This window comes from Caulobacter sp. BE264, assembly GCF_031457805.1.
In the GTDB taxonomy this organism is placed as follows: Bacteria; Pseudomonadota; Alphaproteobacteria; order Caulobacterales; family Caulobacteraceae; genus Caulobacter.
Genome location: NZ_JAVDXI010000005.1, coordinates 306463 through 328675, shown reverse-complemented (window position 1 = coordinate 328675; position 22213 = coordinate 306463). Strand labels below are relative to the sequence as shown.

Annotated in this window: 23 protein-coding genes; 13 read left to right on the top strand and 10 right to left on the bottom strand. The window is 67.2% G+C overall.

The window, feature by feature from the left end; all coding sequences use genetic code 11:
• Window positions 1–60 precede the first annotated feature (60 nt).
• On the bottom strand, window positions 61–1248 hold the full coding sequence (locus tag J2X45_RS14460) for an acetyl-CoA C-acyltransferase (protein ID WP_310215890.1): 1188 nt from the start codon (window positions 1246–1248) through the stop codon (window positions 61–63).
• Window positions 1249–1514: 266 nt separating this feature from the next.
• On the opposite strand from J2X45_RS14460, the gene J2X45_RS14455 reads away from it, so the two are divergent.
• Both J2X45_RS14455 and J2X45_RS14450 read left to right on the top strand, forming a co-directional pair.
• A complete protein-coding gene (locus tag J2X45_RS14455) occupies window positions 1515–3917 on the top strand; it encodes a TonB-dependent receptor (RefSeq protein WP_310215887.1) in 2403 nt (800 codons plus the stop codon).
• 233 nt (window positions 3918–4150) lie between these two features.
• Window positions 4151–5893: an amidohydrolase family protein gene (locus J2X45_RS14450; protein ID WP_310215885.1), complete on the top strand. Its 1743-nt coding sequence runs from the start codon at window positions 4151–4153 to the stop codon at window positions 5891–5893.
• Window positions 5894–5897: 4 nt separating this feature from the next.
• Here the strand turns inward: J2X45_RS14450 and J2X45_RS14445 are convergent, their stop codons facing one another.
• The 5 genes from J2X45_RS14445 to J2X45_RS14425 all read right to left on the bottom strand — a co-directional run bounded on the left by J2X45_RS14445 (window position 5898) and on the right by J2X45_RS14425 (window position 10083).
• Complete coding sequence (locus tag J2X45_RS14445) at window positions 5898–6329, bottom strand: DUF1330 domain-containing protein (RefSeq protein WP_310215884.1); 432 nt, start codon at window positions 6327–6329, stop codon at window positions 5898–5900.
• 69 nt (window positions 6330–6398) lie between these two features.
• On the bottom strand, window positions 6399–7100 hold the full coding sequence (locus J2X45_RS14440; protein ID WP_310215882.1) for a TPM domain-containing protein: 702 nt from the start codon (window positions 7098–7100) through the stop codon (window positions 6399–6401).
• 1 nt (window position 7101) lies between these two features.
• Complete coding sequence (locus J2X45_RS14435) at window positions 7102–8022, bottom strand: YgcG family protein (protein ID WP_310215881.1); 921 nt, start codon at window positions 8020–8022, stop codon at window positions 7102–7104.
• 1 nt (window position 8023) lies between these two features.
• Window positions 8024–8674, bottom strand: coding sequence for a LemA family protein (locus J2X45_RS14430; protein ID WP_310215878.1), 651 nt, complete (start codon window positions 8672–8674; stop codon window positions 8024–8026).
• Between the two features lie 116 nt (window positions 8675–8790).
• Window positions 8791–10083, bottom strand: a complete 1293-nt coding sequence (locus tag J2X45_RS14425) for an acyl-CoA dehydrogenase family protein (protein WP_310215876.1) — start codon at window positions 10081–10083, stop codon at window positions 8791–8793.
• Between the two features lie 137 nt (window positions 10084–10220).
• Between J2X45_RS14425 and J2X45_RS14420 the strand changes: the two genes are divergently transcribed.
• The 11 genes from J2X45_RS14420 to sugE all read left to right on the top strand — a co-directional run bounded on the left by J2X45_RS14420 (window position 10221) and on the right by sugE (window position 18361).
• On the top strand, window positions 10221–10637 hold the full coding sequence (locus J2X45_RS14420) for a hypothetical protein (protein WP_310216064.1): 417 nt from the start codon (window positions 10221–10223) through the stop codon (window positions 10635–10637).
• Window positions 10638–10882: 245 nt separating this feature from the next.
• Complete coding sequence (locus J2X45_RS14415) at window positions 10883–11206, top strand: CC_3452 family protein (protein ID WP_310215874.1); 324 nt, start codon at window positions 10883–10885, stop codon at window positions 11204–11206.
• A gap of 153 nt (window positions 11207–11359) precedes the next feature.
• Window positions 11360–11599, top strand: a complete 240-nt coding sequence (locus J2X45_RS14410; RefSeq protein ID WP_310215872.1) for a hypothetical protein — start codon at window positions 11360–11362, stop codon at window positions 11597–11599.
• Window positions 11600–11791: 192 nt separating this feature from the next.
• The gene (locus J2X45_RS14405; protein ID WP_310215871.1) at window positions 11792–12346 is read left to right on the top strand and encodes a F0F1 ATP synthase subunit delta; all 555 of its coding nucleotides are present in this window, start codon (window positions 11792–11794) and stop codon (window positions 12344–12346) included.
• 49 nt (window positions 12347–12395) lie between these two features.
• A complete protein-coding gene (atpA, locus tag J2X45_RS14400; protein ID WP_310215869.1) occupies window positions 12396–13928 on the top strand; it encodes a F0F1 ATP synthase subunit alpha in 1533 nt (510 codons plus the stop codon).
• Between the two features lie 34 nt (window positions 13929–13962).
• Window positions 13963–14838, top strand: coding sequence for a F0F1 ATP synthase subunit gamma (locus J2X45_RS14395; RefSeq protein WP_310215867.1), 876 nt, complete (start codon window positions 13963–13965; stop codon window positions 14836–14838).
• A 48-nt stretch (window positions 14839–14886) separates the two neighbouring features.
• Complete coding sequence (gene atpD / locus J2X45_RS14390) at window positions 14887–16506, top strand: F0F1 ATP synthase subunit beta (protein ID WP_310215865.1); 1620 nt, start codon at window positions 14887–14889, stop codon at window positions 16504–16506.
• Window positions 16506–16757, top strand: coding sequence for a hypothetical protein (locus J2X45_RS14385; RefSeq protein ID WP_310215864.1), 252 nt, complete (start codon window positions 16506–16508; stop codon window positions 16755–16757). Before atpD ends, J2X45_RS14385 begins: the two co-directional genes overlap by 1 nt.
• Complete coding sequence (locus J2X45_RS14380; RefSeq protein WP_010921274.1) at window positions 16757–17017, top strand: ATP synthase F1 subunit epsilon; 261 nt, start codon at window positions 16757–16759, stop codon at window positions 17015–17017. Before J2X45_RS14385 ends, J2X45_RS14380 begins: the two co-directional genes overlap by 1 nt.
• A gap of 207 nt (window positions 17018–17224) precedes the next feature.
• Window positions 17225–17929, top strand: a complete 705-nt coding sequence (locus tag J2X45_RS14375) for a hypothetical protein (protein WP_310215861.1) — start codon at window positions 17225–17227, stop codon at window positions 17927–17929.
• A 111-nt stretch (window positions 17930–18040) separates the two neighbouring features.
• Window positions 18041–18361, top strand: a complete 321-nt coding sequence (gene sugE / locus J2X45_RS14370; RefSeq protein ID WP_310215859.1) for a quaternary ammonium compound efflux SMR transporter SugE — start codon at window positions 18041–18043, stop codon at window positions 18359–18361.
• Window positions 18362–18371: 10 nt separating this feature from the next.
• Here the strand turns inward: sugE and J2X45_RS14365 are convergent, their stop codons facing one another.
• Genes J2X45_RS14365 through J2X45_RS14350 form a run of 4 tightly spaced genes read right to left on the bottom strand, consistent with a single transcriptional unit; the run spans window position 18372 to window position 22182 of the window.
• Window positions 18372–19121, bottom strand: coding sequence for an alpha/beta hydrolase (locus tag J2X45_RS14365; RefSeq protein WP_310215857.1), 750 nt, complete (start codon window positions 19119–19121; stop codon window positions 18372–18374).
• A 51-nt stretch (window positions 19122–19172) separates the two neighbouring features.
• Window positions 19173–20456 (bottom strand): alpha/beta hydrolase, encoded by a 1284-nt coding sequence (locus J2X45_RS14360; protein ID WP_310215855.1) that lies wholly within the window; start codon window positions 20454–20456, stop codon window positions 19173–19175.
• 30 nt (window positions 20457–20486) lie between these two features.
• Window positions 20487–20975: an RNA pyrophosphohydrolase gene (locus J2X45_RS14355; protein ID WP_310215853.1), complete on the bottom strand. Its 489-nt coding sequence runs from the start codon at window positions 20973–20975 to the stop codon at window positions 20487–20489.
• Window positions 20976–20997: 22 nt separating this feature from the next.
• The gene (locus tag J2X45_RS14350) at window positions 20998–22182 is read right to left on the bottom strand and encodes a divergent polysaccharide deacetylase family protein (protein ID WP_310215852.1); all 1185 of its coding nucleotides are present in this window, start codon (window positions 22180–22182) and stop codon (window positions 20998–21000) included.
• Between the last annotated feature and the right edge of the window lie 31 nt (window positions 22183–22213).

Here is a 22213-nt window from a genome sequence, read left to right as displayed (position 1 = left end):
TCCCGGCCTTCTTCACTCACGCGCAGGTTTCGCGGACGGAAAGGTGTCCGCGCGCCGAAATCAGAAGATTTCGAACAGGCCCGCAGCCCCCATGCCGCCGCCGATGCACATGGTGACCACGCCCAGCTTGGCCTTGCGGCGCTTGCCTTCCAGCAGCAGATGGCCCGCGCAGCGGGCGCCGGTCATGCCGAAGGGGTGGCCGATGGCGATCGAGCCGCCGTTGACGTTGTACTTCTCCGGATCGATGCCCAGGCGGTCGCGGCTGTAGAGGCACTGGCTGGCGAAGGCCTCGTTCAGCTCCCACAGGTCGATGTCGTCGACCTTCAGGCCGTGACGCTCCAGCAGGCGCGGCACGGCGAAGACCGGGCCGATGCCCATCTCGTCGGGCTCACAACCGGCCACGGCGAAGCCGCGGAACGCGCCCAGCGGCTCCAGGCCGCGACGGGCGGCTTCCTTGGCTTCCATGACCACGACGGCGGCGGCGCCGTCCGACAGCTGGCTGGCGTTGCCGGCGGTGACGAAGTTGCCCGGACCCTTGACCGGCTCGAGCTTGGCCAGACCTTCCAGGGTGGTGTCGGCGCGATTGCACTCGTCCTTGCTGACCACATAGTCGACCAGGCTCTCTTCCTTGGTCTCCTTGTTGACCACCTTCATCTTGGTGGCCATCGGCACGATCTCGTCGTCGAAGAGGCCGGCGGCCTGGGCGGCGGCGATGCGCTGCTGGCTGCGCAGGGCGTACTCGTCCTGGTACTCGCGGCTGACATTGTAGCGCTTGGCCACGATGTCGGCGGTGTCGATCATCGCCATCCACAGGGCCGGGTGGGTCTTGAGGAGCTTCTCCTCGGTGATGTGGTAACGGTTCATGTGACCGCTGGCGTTGACCAGCGAGATCGATTCCACGCCGCCGCCGATGGCGACTTCCGCGCCGTCGTTGCGAACATAGTTGGCCGCCGTGGCGATGGCTTGCAGGCCTGACGAGCAGAAGCGGTTGACCGTCTGGCCCGAGGTGGTGATCGGCAGGCCGGCCCACATCGCCGCGTTGCGCGCCACGTTCATGCCGGTGGCGCCTTCGGGGCCGCCGCAGCCCAGGACCACGTCCTCGACTTCCGCGCCTTCGAGCTTGGCGCGGGCGACCGCGTGCTGGATCGCGTGGCCGGCCATCGCCGCGCCATGGGTGTTGTTGAAGCCGCCGCGGACCGACTTGGCCAGACCGGTGCGGGCGTAGGAAACAATGACCGCTTCGCGCATAGAGGCGCACTCCCCGTTAAACGTTAGTTTGAATTGGCCGCCACCCTAGACCGTCTCGTTGCGGTGCGAAAGATCACGCGTGCGTAAAGGAAAATCATCCCTTCTCAGGCTTGAGCGTGGCTTTGTGATCACAGTGTTATGCGTGTCTAACGCCCTGATTCTAATGCGCTTCGTTTCGCGTTGACTTTAGTCAGGGGCAGGATGAACGCTGGCGCTGCGTCGGGAGTCGCGACTCCAAGAACGCGAAAAACATCAGGGAGGTATTCATGACCATCGTGTCGTCGCGCCGTCGCGCGCGCGCGCTGCTGGGCGCCAGCGCGCTTTCCACGCTTCTGGCGGCGGGCCTTGTGGCGCTGCCGTCGATCGCCGCCGCGCAGCAGGCCGATCAGAACGCCATCGAGGAAATCATCGTCACCGCGACCAAGCGCGACGCGACGATCCAGGACATCCCCTTCTCGATCAACGCCCAGACTGAAAAGGACATCCAGCGCTCGGGCGCGGTGACCTTGGAAGACCTGTCGCGCAACGTGGCGGGCCTGACGATCCAGAACCTCGGCCCCGGCCAGAGCCAGGTCTCGGTGCGCGGCGTCTCGGCCGGCCAGGTTGTCCGCGACCAGCCGGGCGTGAAGGAGCAGGTCGGCGTCTATCTCGACGAGTCGGTGATCTCGCTGTCGCTGTTCACGCCCGATATCGACCTCTTCGACCTGAACCGCGTCGAGACCCTGCGCGGTCCGCAGGGCACGCTGTTCGGCTCGGGCTCGGTGGGCGGCACGATCCGCTACATCACCAACCAGCCCAAGCTCGGCGTCTCGGAGGGGACGTTCGAGGCCAACGCCAACCTCGTCGACGGCGACGCCTTCGGCGGCCATGTGAAGGGTGCGGTGAACATCCCGATCTCCGACAAGGTCGCCATGCGCGCCGTCGGCTATCTGACGCAGTACGGCGGCTTCATCGACGCCCGGAAGGAAGGCGGCAAGGTCGACAAGAACGTCAATGACGGCGTGCGTCGCGGCGGTCGCCTGTCGTTCTATATCGAGCCGAACGAGCAGGTGAACTTCACCCCGCGCGTCGTCTACCAGGAGATCCGCGCCGGCGGCTTCAACCGCCAGGAAACCTTCAACCTCTTCGCCAACAACAACACCACGACCCGGCCGAAGATCCGGCTGGGCGAACGCGAGCAATACCTGCTGCTGGACGAGAGCTTCGCGGACAACACGCTGCTGGCGGACATGACCGCCAACGTCAAGTTCGACGCCGCGACCCTGACCAGCGTCACCAGCTTCATCAGCCGCGACATCACCGTCAGCCGCGACGCCAGCGCCCTGACCGGCAGCGTGTCGGTGGATCTCGGCTATCCGGCCGCTGCGGTGCTGCTGCCGTCGAACCTGCGCGACACCACCGACCTTGAGCAGTTCACCCAGGAACTGCGCCTGGCCTCGACCAGCGACGGTCCGTTGCAGTGGGTGATCGGCGGCTTCTATTCGAAGGTCGACCGCGTCTACAACCAGCGCCTGCCCACCGCCGGCTATGACACCTACACCGACGCTGTGCTGGGCGCGGGCACCTCGGCCGCCGTCGCCAACGGCTTTGGCAAGGACTCGCCCTACAACGCCTACCTGCCCTACGACATCAAGCAGAAGGCCCTGTTCGGCGAGCTGAACTATACGTTCGGCAAGCTGACCGCGACGGCCGGCGGTCGCTACTACGACTTCAGCGAAACCCGTCAGTTCAAGTCGGGCGGCCTGTTCGCCAACGGCGACAATCGCACCGACAAGACCTCATCGGACGGGTTCACCCCGCGCTTCCTGCTCAGCTATGAGGCTAGCGACACGGTCACCTTCAACGCCCAGGCCTCGAAGGGCTTCCGTCTGGGCGGCGTCAACGACCCGCTGAACCTGCCGCTGTGCTCGGCGCAGGACAAGGCGATCTTCGGCGGCTACCAGTCGTATGACGATGAGACGCTGTGGAACTACGAAGGCGGCGTGAAGTCGCGGTTCGGGCGCGTCACCCTGAACGCGGCGGCCTTCTACACCGACATCAGCAACCTGCAGACCACCCTGGACGCCGGCTCGTGCTCGTCGCGCGTGGTGTTCAACGTGCCGAAAGCCCACACCAAGGGCGTCGAAGCCGAGCTGACCGCGCGTCTGGCCTCAGGCCTCGACATCGGTCTGTCGGGCAGTCTGCTGGAGGCCGAGTTCGACTCGACTGTGAAGGACGGCACGGGCGCGGTGATCGGCGGCATCCGCGACGGCAATCGCCTGCCGTCGGTGCCGAAGTTCCAGGTGTCGTTCGATGTCACCTACACCAAGGAAGTGCGCGAAGGCGTCAACGGCTACCTGAAGGCCTCGCTGCAGCACGTCGGCAGCCGCTTCACCCAGGCCAGCGACCAGGAGAACAACCCGCGCTCGTTCGTCTCGGGCCTGGCCTTCGGCGGCGCCACGGGCACGGTTCCGACGGTCGTCAATCTGAAGCTGCCCAGCTACGAGATCGTCAATCTCAGCGCTGGTCTCGAGATGTCTGACGGCGTGGACCTGACGCTCTACGTCAACAACCTGTTCGACGAGAACACGCTTCTGTCGTTCGACCGCGAACGCGGTGGTCGCGCCCGCCTCGGCTACGCCGTTGGCCAACCGCGCACCATGGGCGTGACGGTCCGCAAGTCGTTCTAGAGCGTGAGGCCGAAAGTGGGAACCGGTTTCGGCTATTCTCACGCTCTAAGTATCTGATTTAGAGCCTTTTTAACGCCTGAAATCGATTCCGATTTCAGGCTAAAGGCTCTAGGGGTAGACACCTTCCCGGAACGGGGATGGGGCGGTCGCTTCGGCGGCCGCCCTTTTTCTTGACGCCTCCGCCCTGCGGGGTTCACGCTGGTGAACAACGATAAGATAGCGGGAGGGCGGCCATGGCCGAGCACGCCTACGATCTGGTCCTGCGAGGCGGGATGGTTTTCGACGGCGCTGGCGGGCCGGCCTTCCAGGCTGATGTCGGCATGCGGGACGGCGTCATCGTCGCGGTCGGCAAGGGCCTAGGCGCCGGCGCCGAGGAGATCGACGCCCGAGGCCGTATCGTCACCCCAGGCTTTGTCGACATCCACACCCACTATGACGGTCAGGCGACCTGGAGCGGCCAGCTGGGCCCCAGCTCCGGCCACGGCGTCACCACGGTGGTGATGGGCAATTGCGGCGTCGGCTTCGCCCCGTGTCGCCCGGAAGACCACGATCGCCTGATCCGCCTGATGGAAGGCGTCGAGGACATTCCCTTTCCTGTCCTGACCGAGGGGCTGCCGTGGACCTGGGAGAGCTTTCCCGACTATCTCGACTTCCTGGCCGGCCGCGCCTTTGACGTCGATGTCGGCGCTCAGCTCCCGCACGCTGCCCTGCGGGTCTATGTGATGGGCGAGCGCGGCGCCAACCGCGAGCCGGCGACCGAAGCGGACATCGCCGCCATGGCCGCGATCGCCCGGCGCGCGGTCGAGGCCGGCGCCCTGGGCTTCTCGACCTCGCGCACCCTCAATCACCGCACCAGCGACGGCCAGCCCACTCCGACCCTGACCGCCGGCGAGGATGAGCTGACAGGCATCGCGCTGGGTCTGGCGGCCGCGGGCAAGGGCGTTCTGCAGGTGGTGTCGGACTTCATCGACGGCCCCGCCGAACTGGCCATGCTGCGCCGGATCGTCGAGCGGTCGGGCCGTCCGCTGTCGTTCTCGCTGGTCCAGAGCCCCAAGGCCCCGCAGGGCTGGCGGACGCTGCTGGACGGCGTCGCCGCCGCCGTCGACGCGGGACTGCCGATCAAGGCGCAGGTGTGCGGACGGCCGGTCGGCGTGCTGTTCGGCCTGGAGCTGACCCTCAATCCGTTCAGCCAGAACCCGGTCTTCGCCGAGCTGAAGGACCGCCCCTTGGCGGAGAAGGTCGCGGCCCTGTCCGATCCGACGTTCCGCGCCCGGCTGCTGGCTCACGACGGCGACGCCAAGGGACCTTTCGCCGGCAGCGCGCTGCGGGCCTGGGACAATCTCTTTCCGATGGGCGACGACCCGGACTATGAGCCCACCGCCGACATGACCGTCGCCGCGATCGCCGCGCGGGAGGGGCGTGACCCGGCCGCCGTCGCGCTGGACGCCATGCTGGCCCAGGACGGGCGGGGCATGCTGTACCATCCGTTCCTGAACTATGCGGACGGCTCGCTGGACCCCAGCTTCGCCATGCTGACCCATCGCGACACCGTGCCGGGCCTGTCCGACGGCGGCGCGCATGTGGGCATGATCTGCGATGGCAGCTTCCCGACCAGCAACCTGATCCACTGGACCCGTGACCGGACGCGGGGACCAAGGATCCCGCTGGAGACGATCATCGCCCGCCAGACCCGTGACACCGCCCAGGCCGTCGGCCTGCTGGATCGAGGCCTGATCGCGCCGGGCTATCGCGCCGACCTTAATGTCATCGACTACGAGGGCCTGAGGCTGGAGGCGCCGCAGGTGGCCTATGACCTTCCTGCCGGCGGGCGTCGCCTGATCCAGCGCGCGCAAGGCTATGTCGCCACGATCGTCGCCGGCGTGATCACTCAGCGCGACGGCGAGCCGACCGGCGCCTTGCCGGGCCGCCTAGTGCGCGGCGTCCAGGCCGCGCCGCTCGCCCTGGCGGCGGAATAGCCCGCTACTCGCCGAAGCCCTTGCCGGGCGCGAAGGGCGAAAAGCGGATCAGCCGGGAGTCCTCCACCGCCGCCTGGCGATGCTTGACGTGCTCGCGGTAGTCCGGGTTCGTGACCATCGCCAAAAAGGCGCCCGCGTTGGGATACTCGGCGATGAAGGCCAGGTCCCATCGCTCGTCGCTCGGACCGGTCAGCACCACCTCGGGACTGCCCGCCCAGACCTGCCGCCCGCCCAGTCCCTCGAAGATCGGACCGGAGGTGCGCCCATATTCGCGATAGGCGTCCAGGCCCGTCATGCCCTTGCCGTGATTGGGATGATCGGCCGGATAGTCGGCCAGCGGCTTTAGCCGGATCAGGTTCAGCATGTGGATCGGCGTGTCGCGCGGCAGGGCCTTGAAGGCGTCGAACTGCGCGCGGGTCGGGTCGATATTGGACATGGCGTTTCCCCTCTTCCTTGGCGTCGATGATGACGCCGAGGCGGCGGGTTTCGCCAGCCCTCCCCAGCGTCACCTTTTCGGCAGGATCGTCAGGCCGTCGGAGAGCTCGTTGCGGTCGTCGCCGCGCGGGGAGACGTGGGCGGCCAGGATCGCGCCGGTGCGGGCGACGGCGGCGACGAAGCCGTCGGCGATCTTGCCGCGCTTGAGGCCCGCGACGAGGTCGGCGACCACCTCGTCCCAGACCGCATTGGGCGCGGCCTTGTAGATGCCCTCATCGGCGATGACCTCGACGCGATGCTCGGCCAGGGCCGCGAAGATCAGAACACCGGTGCGGTCGCGGGTGACGTGCAGGCCGTGGCTGAGGAACTGCTCCATGGCCGCGCGCTTGACGCGGGCCGTCTTCAGCGCGCCGGGGGTGAGGGCGCGGCGGATCGGCGGGATCGTGACCACCAGCGCCGCGACCACGAACACCACGAGCTGCAGCACAACGTAGGTGGAGAGCGCTGAGAGGATTGCGCCGTCCTGGGCGGCCTGATGGCCGACGCTCCAGCCGCCGAACAGGCGGGTCAGCATCTCCGGGCGGAAGCCCGCCAGAAGCGCGCCGGCCGGCAGAACCAGCGCCGAGGCGGCGGCCCAGACCAGCGGCGTCTCGCGGTAGTCCGACACCTCGGGCGAGAGGACGCAGAAGATTTCGCCGGCGGTGGTCTTTTCGGCCTCCGCTACCGCCTGGGCGATACGGTCGAGGTCTTGAGGGGTCATGCGCTTGGCCATCTCACCACCGTCCCGAACTGCCGCCGCCGCCGAACGAGCCGCCGCCGCCGGAGAAGCCGCCGCCTCCGCCGCCCCAGTCACCGCCGCCACCGCGTCCGCTGCTGGTCAGGGCGTTGAGGATGATCCAGGGCAGGGCTGAGCCGAGGCCCCCGCGCCGTCCCCGGAACAGGCTGGAGAACAGGAAGATCACGAACAGGAAGATCAGCAGTCCGACGAGGGGTGACCCGCGCGAGTCGTGACGCTCGGGGCGGGCGGCGTCCGCCACGCGCGCCTTGGCCTCCTCGGGTGGAAGGCCCAGCTGCTCGACCATGGCGTCTGCGCCGGCGACGACGCCGCCCGAAATGTCGCCGTTGCGGAACTTGGGCAGGATCGCCGACTGGATGATCACGCTGGACAGGGCGTCGGTCAGGACGGGCTCGAGGCCATAGCCGACCTCGATCCGCACCTGGCGATCATTGGGCGCGACCAGCAGGATCGCGCCGTCATCCTTGTCCTTGTCGCCGATCCCCCAGGTCCGGCCGAGCCTGTAGCCGTAGTCCTCGATCGGATAGCCCTGCAGGCTGCTGACCGTCGCCACCACCAGCTGATGGCCTGTGCGGGTCTCCAGCGCTTCGAGCTTGTCGGAAAGGTCGCGTTCGACCTCGGGCGACAGAACCTGCGCCTCGTCGACGACGCGGCCGGACAGCGGCGGGAATTTCGGCTCCGCGAGGGCGGGCAGGGCGAAGAGTGTCGCCACCAGCATCAACAGCCACATCCTCACCCGTGCAACGGGGCAGGTGGCGCGGCGCGCAGGCGCGCCGTGACGGAGGGGGCGCTGTGCGATGGAGAGCGCCCCCTCCACCGCAGAGCCCGTCCTCGGGCGCGCGCTAAGCGCGACCCGGGGGCGGTTCCCCTCCCCCGTTTCTCGGGGGAGGAGGGCCATCCTACTGCACCTTTGGCGGCGTCGCCGTCGGCGGGCTGGAGAAGTCCACCGTCGGCGCGCTCTGGGCGGCGGCCGTGGCCTGGAACAGCTGGGCCGGCTTCTGGTCGCTGTAGAGGGTCTTTGCCCAGAACACGCTCGGGAAGGTCCGCAGGGTCGTATTGTACTTCTGGGCGGTCTCGTTGTAGTCGCGCCGCGCGATCGCGATGCGATTCTCGGTGCCTTCCAGCTGGCTCTGCAGGGCCATGAAGTTCTGGTTCGACTTCAGGTCCGGATACTGCTCCTGGATCACCATCAGGCGGCCCAGCACGCCCGACAGCTGATCCTGGGCGGCGGCGAATTTCTGGAACTGGGCCGGGTCGGTGATGGTCGAGGCGTCGACCTTCACCTGGGTGGCGCTGGCGCGAGCTTCGGTGACGGCGGTCAGCACGTCCTTTTCCTGGGCCGCATAGCCCTTCACCGTCGCCACCAGGTTCGGGATCAGGTCGGCCCGGCGCTGGTACTGGTTCTGCACCTCGGCCCAAGCGGTCTTGGTCGCCTCATCCTGGGTCGGAATGGTGTTGATCCCGCAGCCGGCCAGGGTGGCGGGGATGGCGACGACCAGGGCGACGCGCGCGGCGTTGCGGCCCAATCGAGAGATGGCGACACGGTTCATCAAGAGCCCTCCAGATGCGGACATGTCCATCCGCATACCGCTGTTAGATAGCGTGGCCGTGACACTACGTCAGGTCGCGCAGGATTAAACCTTCGACATGTCGCTTGGCTCCAGGCCTAACCCTCCGCGAAGGCCTGCTTGCGCGGGCCCATATAGCCGAACAGCCAGGCGGCGACCTTGCGCATCTGGATCTCCTCGGCGCCCTCGGTGATCCGATAGCGGCGGTGGTGGCGATAGATGTGTTCGAACGGCTTGTGGCGCGAATAGCCGATGCCGCCATGGATCTGCATGGCCCGGTCGGCGGCCTCGCAGCAGAGGCGGTTGGCCCAGTAGTTACACATCGAGACCTTGTCCGAGAGGCGCTTTTCGACCTCCGGCTTGCTCATCTGGTCCATTTCCCAGGCCGTCTTGCGAATCAACAGGCGCAGCATCTCGGCCTGGGTGGAAAGCTCGACGATCGGGAACTGGATGGCCTGGTTCTCGGCCAGCGCCTTGCCGAACGGCTTGCGGGCGCGCGCGTACTTGATGCTTTCCTCGATGCAGTAGACCGCCGCCCCCAGGCTGGAGGCCGCCTGGCGGATGCGGTTTTCGTGCACAAAGTGCTGGGCGAGAGCGAGGCCCCCGCCTTCTGGACCGAACATTGCGCTGTCGGGCACCCAGACGTCGGTGAAGCTGACCCGCGGGTGGTCGGTCGGCATGTTGAAGGTCCAGAGATACTCCTCGATCTTCACGCCGGGCGCGTGGGCGGGGACCAGAAAGGCGGTGATGCCCCGGGCGTCGCCGTCCTGGCCGCTGGTGCGGGCGAAGAGGCAGCAGTGCGTGGCCACGTGCATGCCGGTGGTCCACATCTTCTCGCCGTCGATCCGCCAGCCGGCCTGGCCGTGACGCTCTTCGCGGACCGCCTGGGTCTCCATGTGGGTCGCGTCCGAGCCGTGGTCGGGCTCGGTCAGGCCAAAGGTGGGGCGGAACGCGCCGCGATCGAGCATGTCCTCGATCAGGTGCTGCTGGTCGGGCCGGCCAAAGTCGCGGATCATCAGCACGAACGGATTGTTGCCGACGATCGAGTGCTCGTTCTGCAGGTCGTTGAAGAGGCCAAGGCCCTTGCTGGCCAGGTGCTCGCGGATCACCGCCATGCCCAGGTTGGTGCCGTCCTTGCCGCCGTAGGCCTTTGGCAGGGCGTAACGATAGTGGCCAGCCTTGTCGGCCAGCTTGCGCGCCTTGCCCAGCAGCTCTTCCCAGTCATGGCGCGGCAGGCCGCCGGCGTCCCAGTCGGTGCGGGCCCATTCGCGGCGGTGGTCGAAGAAGCGCTGGTTGTCATTCTGCGCCTGGAGGGGCGCGATCTCGGCCTCGATGAAGGCGTCTAGCTCTTCGAGATAGGCCGAAAGTTCCGATGACAGTCGGAAGTCCATGGTCGTGCCTCCCTGCGTATTCTTCTCTGTAGAAGAGACTAAAGCGCGGGCGGTGGCGGCGGCCAATCATGCCCCTGCGGAACGGGCCTTAACCGGTCCTTGACCAGAACCGGTTAAGGCTCACCGCCATGATCACCATGGCCGCCTTCGCGATCATCGGCGCAGCGCTCGGACTCTTGGTCCGGCCGCGCCCTTTGGGCGTGATCCTGCCGGTGCTGCTGGCCGCCATCGTCGAAGGCTCCGTCCTCTGGATGATCGGGGTGATGGAGAAGCAGCCGAACCGCGAGCTGCTGATCGACCGCCTTCAGGCCATCTTCGGTGAGGGTTGGGTCGGCGCGATCGGACCCGTGGCGGCCGCCTTCATCGGCGCGACCATGGCCGCCGTGATGAGCGCCTTCACCGATCCGGCCGGTCCCGGACCCGTGCTGACCGCCGACGGCATCCAGCGCCGGGTCGGCAAGGACGGGCGCTACGCGCGCGCCAAGGGGATGGTCGAGGAGCGCGCTATCCACGCCAAGGCCGAGAGCCGGATCGACTCGATCCTGGGGCTTTAGGCTCGCCAGATTCCGTTCCGATTTGGCCGTGTCCGGCCAGACCTGAGCGATTCTCGAAAATGCGAGGCGGAAGCGAAATTGCGCTTGCGCAATTTCTTATCACTGATATCTAAGCGATGCTTAGTTCGGACCCGAAGCACCGGTGGGGATACCGGCGCTGTCATCCCCGGGGTCGAGCGGCCAGTACACGCTTTTCACCGATCCTCGATCTGACCGCAACTTCCCCAAAGCCGGAGGGCTTTCTCATGAAGCTCCGTTCGCTGGCGGCTGTCGCCGCTCTGTCTGTCTCCATGTTCGCGGGTTCGGCCTTCGCCGACGGCCGCATCGCCGCCGCTCTGGACGCGCCGGTCGCGGCCAAGACCAAGGTGGTCGCCGGCGGCGCCGTCTTCGTCTGCGAGGGCGCCGAGTGCGTCTCGGCCCAAGCCCCCTCGCGCGCGCTCACTGCGGCCGCCTGCAAGGCGCTCGCCAAGGAAGTGGGTCGCGTCTCGGCCTTCGGTGGCGAAACCAAGTCTCTGGACGCTGAAGACCTGACCCGCTGCAACGCCTCGGCCAAGGTCGCGGCTAAGTAAGAACACCTATCGCTTTACCCTGGTACCAGACGCGTTGTGGGCCGCCGTTTCTCCGGCCCGGTCTGGCTGTTTCCTCGAGCATTCGCCTTAAAGGGGCGGCGGGACCTCCCGCCGCCCCCTTTTCTTTTCCGGCGACAGGACTAGTTGAAGCCTATGGATACGAGCCTCGCCGCCCAACTGGAATCCGTACTGCGCAAGGCCGCAGGCGAAGGAACATCCCTGACCTCGATGACCGTCGACTACGGTTCAGGCGAGGGGGCGGCTGATTTTGAGGCCAAGGCGTGGGTCGAGCGCGCGACGCGCAGCCTCGTCTTCGTCCAGGCCGAGTTACGGCGCGCCGACGGCGGCTTGGCGGCTTCGGGCTCGGCGATATGTCGCCGCGCGGGAGCCTGACAGGGCTGTTGGTTGCGCCCCTTTGGTTGCGACTGCGAAAGGCCCGTGTTATCAGGCGCGCGGCTTCGGACGGGACGGCGCGGCAGCGCCGACCGTCCATGTGCTTTTTTCAAGCGCGTTCAAGCCTTTAAGTCGCGATGAGGGTTAAACTTCTTGTCGGCGGCGATTTGCAACGCACCGGGCGGATACCAAGTGGCGGACGAAACCAAGGCGACGGATGCGGGTCAGCGCTATGCGCAGTCCCTCTTCGAACTGACGATCGAGAACGGCTCCCTGCAAAAGGTCGAGGCCGACCTGAAGAGCTTGAAGGCCATGGTCGCCGACAGCGCCGACCTGCGCCGCCTGATCGCTTCGCCGGCCTTCTCGGCTGAAGACAAGGGTAAGGGCCTGACCGCCGTGGCCAAGAAGGCCGGCTTCCAGCCGCTGACCACCAAGTTTCTGGGCCTCGTCGCGGCCAACGGTCGCACCGGCGACCTGCTGGGCGCGATCTCGGCCTTTGTCGCCCTGTCGGCCAAGCATCGCGGCGTTGTGACGGCGGAAGTCGTCTCGGCCGCCGCCCTGTCGCCCGCCCAGCTGAAGGGCGTGCAAGCCGCTCTGGCCGAGGCCCTGGGCAAGACCCCCGAAGTTTCCACGCGCGTCGATCCGTCCCTGCTGGGCGGTCTGAAGGTGCGCGTTGGTTCGCGTCTCTTCGACGCTTCGCTCCGTTCGAAGCTCGATTCCCTGAAATTCGCCCTGAAGCGCGCCTGAGCGTATAAGCGCGCCTTAAAAAATTAGATCGCAGAGAGCCCAGAAGACCATGGACATCCGCGCCGCCGAAATCTCGGCCATCCTCAAGTCGCAGATCGCCAACTTCGGCGAAGAGGCCGCCGTCTCGGACGTCGGCCAGGTGCTGTCCGTCGGTGACGGCATCGCCCGCATCTACGGTCTGGACAACGTCCAGGCCGGTGAAATGCTGGAATTCCCGAAGGCCGGCGTGAAGGGCATGGCCCTGAACCTCGAGCGCGACAATGTCGGCGCCGTGATCTTCGGCCAGGACCAGGAAATCAAGGAAGGCGACGAAGTCCGTCGCCTCGGCGAGATCGTGGACGTGCCGGTCGGCCGTGGCCTGCTGGGCCGCGTCGTCAACCCGCTGGGCGAGCCGATCGACGGCAAGGGCCCGATCGAATACACCGAGCGTCGCCGCGTCGACGTGAAGGCCCCGGGCATCATCCCGCGCAAGTCGGTGCACGAGCCCGTGCAGACCGGTCTGAAGTCGATCGACACCCTGATCCCGGTCGGCCGTGGCCAGCGCGAGCTGATCATCGGTGACCGTCAGACCGGCAAGACCGCCGTCGCCATCGACACCATCCTGAACCAGAAGGCCGTCAACGCCGGCAAGGACGAGAGCGCCAAGCTCTACTGCGTCTATGTCGCCATCGGCCAGAAGCGCTCGACCGTCGCCCAGATCGTGAAGACCCTCGAAGAGCACGGCGCTCTCGAGTACACCACGGTCGTCGTGGCCTCGGCCTCGGAGCCGGCTCCGCTGCAGTACCTGGCCCCGTTCGCCGGCTGCGCCATGGGCGAGTGGTTCCGCGACAACGGCCTGCACGGCCTGATCATCTATGACGATCTGTCCAAGCAAGCCGTCGCCTACCGCCAGATGTCGCTGCTGCTGCGCCGCCCGCCGGGCCGCGAAGCCTATCCGGGCGACGTGTTCTACCTGCACTCCCGCCTGCTGGAACGCGCCGCCAAGCTGAACGAAGACAACGGTTCGGGCTCGCTGACGGCGCTGCCGATCATCGAAACCCAGGCCAACGACGTGTCGGCCTACATCCCGACCAACGTGATCTCGATCACCGACGGCCAGATCTTCCTGGAAACCGACCTGTTCTACCAAGGCATCCGTCCGGCCGTGAACGTCGGTATCTCGGTGTCGCGCGTCGGTTCGTCGGCCCAGATCAAGGCGATGAAGCAAGTCGCCGGCCCGATTAAGGGCGAGCTGGCCCAGTACCGTGAAATGGCCGCCTTCGCGAAGTTCGGCTCGGACCTGGACGCCTCGACCCAGAAGATGCTGGCCCGCGGCGAGCGCCTGACCGAGCTCTTGAAGCAGCCGCAATACGCGCCGCTGTCGGTCGAAGAGCAGGTCTGCGTGATCTACGCCGGCACCCGCGGTTACCTCGACGGCATCCCGACCTCGTCGGTGCGTCGCTTCGAGAGCGAGTTCCTGGCGCGCCTGCACAGCCAGCACGCCGACCTCCTGGAAGGCATCCGCACCAAGAAGGCGCTCGACAAGGATCTGGAGAACACGCTGAAGAGCGCGCTCGACAGCTTCTCGTCGACCTTCGCCTAAGCCCCTCGGAACCGCTCGGAGAGAGTAGCGCCGAATGGCCAGCTTGAAGGAAATGCGCAATCGGATCTCAAGCGTCAAAGCGACGCAAAAGATCACGAAAGCGATGCAGATGGTGGCGGCGGCCAAGCTGCGCCGGAGCCAGGACGCGGCGGAAGCCGCCCGTCCTTACGCCCGGCGTCTGGCCAGCGTCATCGCCAACCTCGCCGCCGGCGTGTCCGGCGACGGCGCCCCGAAGCTCCTGGCCGGCACCGGCCGTGACGATCGCCATCTGGTGGTCGTCGCTGCGGCCGATCGCGGCCTGGCGGGCGGCTTCACCTCGTCGATCGTTCGCGCCGCGCGCGCCCACATCGACGGGCTGATCGCCCAGGGTAAGGAGGTCCGCGTGATTTGCGTCGGCAAGAAGGTGACGGCGCAGCTCGCCAAGCCTTACGCCGGTCGCATCGTCGAGACGTTCGACCTGTCGTCCTACCGCCAGCTGACGCTGGCCGTGGCGCAGCCGATCGCCGACGTCATCACCCGCGAGTATGAAGCGGGCGAGACCGACGTGGTCACCCTGTTCTACAGCCGCTTCAAGTCGGTGGTGCAGCAGATCCCCACGGGCCTGCAGCTGATCCCCGCCACGGTCGAGGGTGCGGAAGCGACCTCGGGTCCGGCGGCGGTCTACGAGTACGAGCCCTCGGAAGAGGCCATTCTCGAGACCCTGCTGCCGCGCAACCTGACGGTCCAGATCCTGTCGGCCCTGCTGGACAACATGGCCGGCTTCTACGCCAGCCAGATGACCGCCATGGACAACGCCACGCGCAACGCCGGCGACATGATCAAGCGCTACACCCTCGAGTACAACCGTTCCCGCCAGGCCCAGATCACCAAGGAGCTGATCGAGATCATCTCCGGCGCCGAAGCCGTCTGATCCAGCCTAACGACATAAGCACGCAGAGACAGAAAAGACCGCACCGCCATGGCCAAGACCCCCGCTGAAAAGCCGGCGACCGCCGCCAAGAAGCCCGCCGCCCCCAAGGCCGCTGCTGCTCCGAAGGCCGCCGCCGCCAAGGCTCCCGCCGCCGCCGCCAAGGCTCCGGCCGCCAAGAAGCCGGCCGCGCCGAAGGCCGCCGCGCCCAAGGCTCCGGCCACGAACCTGGACGGCGCCACCGGCCGCCTCGTCCAGATCATCGGCGCCGTCGTCGACATCGAGTTCGACGGCGCTCTGCCGGCGATCCTGAACGCCGTCGAGACCGTCAACGAAGCCACCGGCCAGCGCCTGGTGTTCGAAGTCGCCCAGCACCTGGGCCAGAACACCGTCCGCGCTATCGCCATGGACGCCACCGAAGGTCTGGTCCGCGGTCAAGCCGTCCGTGACACCGGCGAGCCGATCCGCGTTCCGGTCGGTCCGGGCACCCTGGGCCGCATCATGAACGTCATCGGCGAGCCGATCGACGAGCAGGGCCCGATCCAGTCGACCCTGTCGCGCCCGATCCACCGCGACGCCCCGACCTTCGCCGAGCAGACCAACACGGCTGAAGTGCTGGTCACGGGCATCAAGGTCATCGACCTGATGTGCCCCTACACCAAGGGCGGCAAGATCGGCCTGTTCGGCGGCGCCGGCGTCGGCAAGACCGTGACGATGCAGGAACTGATCAACAACATCGCCAAGGCTTACGGCGGTTACTCGGTTCTGGCCGGCGTGGGCGAGCGCACCCGCGAAGGCAACGACCTCTATCACGAGATGATCGAGTCGAACGTGAACGTCGACCCGAAGGCCAACAACGGCTCGACCGAAGGCTCGCGCTGCGCCCTCGTTTACGGCCAGATGAACGAACCCCCGGGCGCCCGCGCCCGCGTCGCCCTGACCGGCCTGTCGATCGCGGAATACTTCCGTGACGAGGAAGGCAAGGACGTGCTGCTGTTCGTCGACAACATCTTCCGCTTCACCCAAGCCGGCGCCGAAGTGTCGGCTCTGCTGGGCCGTATCCCGTCGGCCGTGGGCTATCAGCCCACCCTGGCCACCGAGATGGGCAACCTGCAGGAGCGCATCACCTCGACGAACAAGGGCTCGATCACCTCGGTCCAGGCCATCTACGTGCCCGCCGACGACTTGACCGACCCGGCTCCGGCCACCTCGTTCGCCCACTTGGACGCCACCACCGTTCTGTCGCGTGACATCGCGGCCCAGGCCATCTTCCCGGCCGTGGACCCGCTGGACTCGACCTCGCGGATCATGGACCCGCTGGTCATCGGCGAAGAGCACTACACCGTCGCTCGTCGCGTCCAGGAAGTCCTGCAGCAGTACAAGGCCCTGAAGGACATCATCGCCATCCTGGGCATGGACGAGCTGTCGGAAGAGGACAAGCTGATCGTGGCCCGCGCCCGCAAGATCCAGCGCTTCCTGTCGCAGCCGTTCCACGTCGCCGAGCAGTTCACCAACACGCCGGGCGCCTTCGTCCAGCTGAAGGACACGATCCGCTCGTTCAAGGGCATCGTCGACGGCGAGTACGACCACCTGCCGGAAGGCGCCTTCTACATGGTCGGCCCGATCGAAGAAGCCGTGGCCAAGGCCGAAAAGATGGCGGCTGAAGCCTAATGACCGAAGAGACGGACCTGGCCAATTTCTGCTGCGACGAGCTGGCCGAAGCGGTGTCTCCGGACACCAACGCCGGCTTGATCGAGCATGACAGCGGCCTGATCCTGCTGAACCTCGGCGAACGCGAGGAAGAGGGCGAAACGGGCGTGGTGCTGGCCACCATCCGCTTCTGCCCTTTCTGCGGCACCGAGATCCAGACTGATGAAGACATCGAGGCCGCCCTGGGCGGTGTCGAGGAGACGTTCAACTGATGGCCAAGCTGCACTTCTCTCTGGTCGCCCCCGAGCGCGAACTGTTCTCGGGCGAGGTGGACATGGTCCAGGCCCCGGGCGCTGAAGGCGACTTCGGCGTTCTGGCCAACCACGCGCCGTTCATGACCACCTTGCGCGAAGGCAAGGTGACCGTGAAGGACGGCGCGACCACCAAGGTGTTCGATATCCAGGGCGGGTTCGCGGACGTTGGTCCCGAGGGCCTGACGATCCTGGCGGAGCACGCTGTCGAAGCGGCCTGATCCGCCTCGATCCCGTGTCGAGATGATCTTGAAGCGCCCTCGGTCCCCCGGGTCGAGGGCGTTTTCGCGCCGAAAGCGACCTGCTGTCGCGCTGCGGGAGATAAAATTACACCTGTGGCCCAATCTTGGTCTTAATCAGCGCCCATAAGGGTTGCGAGGGACCGTCTGTCGGTTTTAATGCCGACCTCTCGTCTTGTTGGGGATACCTTGCCTATGCGCCTTGCGCTCGTCAGCCTGATCGCCCTCGGCGCGGTCTCGACCTCCGCCTTCGCTCAAGAGCAAACCACTGCTCCTGCGTCCACTCCGGCCGCTACGCCGGCTACGGCGGATCAAGCCGCTCCCGGCGCGCCGGCTGACCAAGCCGCTCCCGCCGTCGCCGCTCCGGCCGCCGAAGCCGCGCCAGCCGCCGACTCCTATGTCGCGCCGGTCCGCGGTCCGCGCACCACCGACCCCTTCACCGTCCGCCTGCTCGATGTGCTGGACAAGGTCTGCAAGCCGCAGGTCGCCGGCGGCGATTTCGCCCAGCTGGTCAAGGATTACGGCTTCAAGAAGAAGAAGGAGCAGTGGATCTTCGCGCTGGAGAAGCCGTTCAACATCACCCTGGATAACCCGGGCTCGAACCGCAACGTCTGCACGGTCACGATCGACTACTCGCAGGCTCAGGAGCAGGCTCAGGAACTGGCCAACGGCCTGCACGACTGGGCGACGTGGGAAAACAGCCCGCAGCTGCGCCTGATCCGTAACGACCAGACCGTGGGCAGCGATTTCCGTCGCTTCACCGTCTCGTGGGACGACGCCTGGGCCGGCGGCCGCGCGGGGCTTGTCTACATGCGCCTGAAGAAGCTGGACGAGACCTCGGTCGGCAAGAACTTCGAGCGTGCGCAGATCCTGTACAGCACGACCAGCCGCTAACGGCGTGTTGCGTCCCTTGGGGCGCGGACCTATCTAGCGAAGGCGCGGGGACGACCCCGCGCCTTTTGCGTTTCCTGGGGACGACCCCGCTTCTGAAACAAGGGGCTCGTCGTGGCCTGGATCGTTCTTTTCGTCGCCGGACTGTTCGAGGTGGGCTGGGCCGTGGGCCTGAAGTTCACCGAAGGCTTTACGCGGCCTTTCCCCATCGTGCTGACCGCGATCAGCCTCGTCCTGTCGATGGGGCTTTTGGGCTGGGCGGTGAAGACCCTTCCGCTGGGAACGGCCTACGCCGTCTGGACCGGCATCGGCGCGGTGGGCACGGCCATCGTCGGCATCGTGGTGTTCAAGGAGCCGGCCACGGCCGCGCGGCTCGTGTGTTTCGGGCTGATCGTGGCGGGGATACTCGGGCTGAAGTTGTTCAGTCCGCAATAGGCAGGCGACGTCAGGCCGCCGCGCGCCCTTCGGCGGCGATGAAGGCCAGACAGCGTTCGGCGACCCCTTCCCAACCAGGCTCGCCGGGCAGCCAGTGGCTCATCTCGGCGAACACCTCGACCTGGCCGCCCAGGCGCGCGGCGGTCTGGCGAACCGTGGCGGGCGGATGGATCACGTCCTTGCCGCCGGCGATCGCCAGGACCGGACAGGCGGGCGCACGCACATTGGTGGTCATGAACGGGTCGAGCCACCAGTTCAGCGTCTCCCACAGCGCCCGACCGCTTTCCGCCGTCATCCGGGCGAAGACCGCCTTGCGTTCGGAGCGCTCCAGCCGATCGACGCTGTAACGGCGCACGACGCCGTAGTCGGGCGCGATCGCCTGCATCCAGTACGGGCCCAACGCGTACAGGCTGACCGCCGAGACGGCTTCTTCAAGGGTCGCGCCAGAAACGCCCCACGGCGCGGACGGCGCCAACAGGATCAGCTTGGACACGGGCGCGCGCGCGGCGGCCATCTGGGCGACAAGACCGCCCATGGAGTGGCCGATCAGGATTGGGGGCGTGTCGCAGGCCTCGGCCAGCCGGCCGATCTGCCGCGCATAATCCGACATGGACACGCCCGCAGCGCTGCTAGCGCCGTCATGACCGATCAGGTCGGGCGTCAGAACCCGATGACCCGCCGCCTCGAACGGCGCGCGGAACGCATCGAAGGTCCATCCGCCGCAGAAGGCGCCGTGGACCATGATCACCGGTGCGCGCATGAACGCCCCTAACACCCCGCCGACGAAGCAGCCGGCGGGGTCAGCCTACACTTACTTCTTGGCCTTGGGCGAGGATTTGGCCGGCGCCTTTGTCGCAGGCGGCTTCGCAGCTTTCGGGGCGGCCTTAGGAGCGGCGGGCTTCTTCGCGGCAGGCGCGGGCTTAGTGTCCGCCTTCGCAGCGCGTTTTGCCGCGGCCTTGGGCGCGGCGGCTTTCTTGGCTGCGGGAGCCTTTTCAGCCGCCGGCTTGGCTTCGGGCTTGGCCTTTGGCGCGGGCGCCGCCTTGGCCGCAGGTTCGGCCGCGGGCGTCGACTTGGCTTTCGGTGCGGCGGTCTTCTTAGCGGCGGGCGCCTTGGCCGGGGCCTTGGGCTTGGGCTCAGCCTTCGGCTTCGCCGCCGCCTTCGGGGTCGCGGCCTTCTTGGCGGGAGCCGGTTCCGCAGCCTTCACCGGTTCCGGCGCAGGCGCGGCCGCTTCGGCCGGGGCGGGGGCCGCCGGCTTGGCGGGTTCGGGCGCGGGCGCCGGGGCGGCCTTTGGAGCCGGTGCGGCCGGGGCGGCGGGCGTCTGGGACTTGCCCCGCAGCCAGGCGATCACGTCATCGAGGATCTTCATCGTGTTCGGCTCGTCTATGAGATAGTGGGCGTTGTTGGGATAGATCTTGATATCGGCGGTGGCGTACTTGCGCCCGATCCGCTGCACGTCGTCCAGCGGCGTCGTGCGGTCCAGCGCGCCGGCCAGCACGAGCACCGGAACCGTCACCTTGGTCGCGTCAACGTGCGCGGTCTTGTTCGGATCCTTGTCCGGCCAGGCCAGGTCGGCCAGGACCTGGCCGCTGTCGTGCACCATCGTGGCGTAGAGGGCGTCATGGCGGCTGGCCGGCACGACGTTCATCACGCCGAACTTGAAACCTGTCTTCCACATCTTGCCCGCCCGCGTTTCGGGCTTGGACTGCAGCGCCATGTTCAGGAAGGTGAAGACCGGCGAAAGCTTGGGCTTGCCGCGCGCGTCGGCGGGCGAAGCGGGCGCGAAGAGAACCAGAGCCGAGGCGTGGCCGGCTTCGGCGATCTTCTGGGCGATCAGTCCGCCCATCGAGTGGCCGACGACCAGCGGCTTCTTCCCGGTTTCCTTGGCCAGGGTCTGGGCCAGGGCGCTCATTTCGGCGACATAGTCGGCCAGCGTCAGGCCTGCCAGACCCGCCCTTGGGCCGTCGACGGTGCGCACCGCCGAGCGAATCGTCGGCGCCTCGACGCGATAGCCTTCGGCCTTCAGTCGCTCAGCGACCGGACCCCAGACGTCGCCGGCGCAGCCGTAACCGTGAATCAACAGGACCGTGTCCGTCATCCAACTCTCCCCTTCGCGGCGGACGACAGATCAGGCCCCGCGCGCGAACCCCTGGAACGCGGCGACCACTGCTTCGTAAACCCCGCGTTTGAAGGGTACGATCAGTTCGGGCGTTTCGTCGAGCCTGCCCCATCGCCACGCGTCGAACTCGACGTGTTCGTCCGCTTCCAGATTGATCTCCGACTCTTCGCCGACGAAACGATAGGCGAACCAGACCTGCTTCTGCCCCCGCCAGCCTCGGGCCTGTTTCGGATTGGCCAGGACCTCCGGCGGGAAGTCGTAGGTGATCCAGCCCTCGGTGCGTCCGAGAAGCTCCACGGACGTTACGCCGGTCTCTTCGGCGAGCTCGCGACGGGCCGCGGCTTCGAGATCCTCGCCGTCATCCACGCCGCCTTGCGGAAACTGCCAGTTGTAGGGCGGAGCCTGACGATGGCGACGGCCCAGCCAGACGCGGCCATCCGGGTTAAACAGCACGACGCCGACATTGGGGCGATGGTGAGGATGGTCCAGCTCAGTCATGGCGGACCTTATCTCAGGGCGCTCAGCGATGCGCCAGGGCCGAGGCGGGGGCTAGCTGGATCCCGCGCGCCTGCAGGCCTGCGGCCCAGGTTCGCACCTGATTGATCGTCACGGGATAGGCGAAGCCCGAGCCCATGGACTGGCCCCGTCCGGCCGCGCCGGTCTCCAGGGCGCGAAGCTGGGCGTCGATGGCGCTGGCGGACAGTTCGTCATCGATCACCCGGTCGGCGGAGGCGCGGGGGATGGGGCCCGCCCGGCGAGCGGCAAGGCCGTCGTCGATGAAGGCCAGGCCTCGGGCCTTCAGCGTGGCGTTGAATGTGTTCATCGCCTGGTCGTTGTCGACGAAGCGCGCGCCGAGATAATTCGACAGACCAAAATAGCCGGTGGCGCGCGACATCAGCCATTCCAGCTTGCGCACGGTGTCGTCAGGCCGGTTGGTCGCGATCAGCGTGTAGGGGCCAGGGTCGTTCGCCGGATAGTCCGCCGGCTCCATCGGCGTTTCCAGCAGCACCTCGTGGCCGTGCGCGCGGGCCAGGTCGATCCAGCCTTGCAGGCCCTCCGCGTAGGGGGCGAAGGACAGGGTGATCTCGCCGGGCAGAGTCTCGATCGCCGCGCGGGTGGTCTGGGCGTTCAAGCCAAGGCCGCCGATGACGACCGAGACCTTGGGGCGACCGTTCGGCGTGAACGGACGGGCGTAGGCCTCGGCGGCCGTGCGGCCGTCGGCGGCGATGATCGGCAAGAGGCCACCGCCAGGCCCGGGCGCGCTCAAGCCGGCGAGCGGGGCCTGGGGCAATCCAGGTCCTTGCGGGATGGCGGTCGCGTTTTCCAGGCCTTCGGCGATGGGCGCCTCGCCCTCGGCCTTGGCCATGATCGGGCCGAACGGATTGGCCGATAGGCCCAGCTCGCCAGGAACGAGGCTGGCTTCGTGCGCCGGATCTCCGCCCAGCGCCTCGCGCCAGCCCTCGGGTGCGTTCTTGGTGGCGCCGATCTTGGTCAGTTCGAGGCGAATCACCGGCGAGCCCGCGTGCGGATCGCTGGTGATCAGGACGAGCGTCGCGACCGAGGCCAGGAACAGCAGGGCCGCGCCGCTGGCGCTGATATAGGGATTGCTGATCGCCGCCATGAGCTTGGCGCGCAGATCTCCAGGCACGCCCGGTGCGGGCGCGGCGGCGGCGTAGGCGGGCTTGCGCGAGAACGAGACGGCCATGACGTCTTCACCCTAGAGGGCAAGCTTCGAA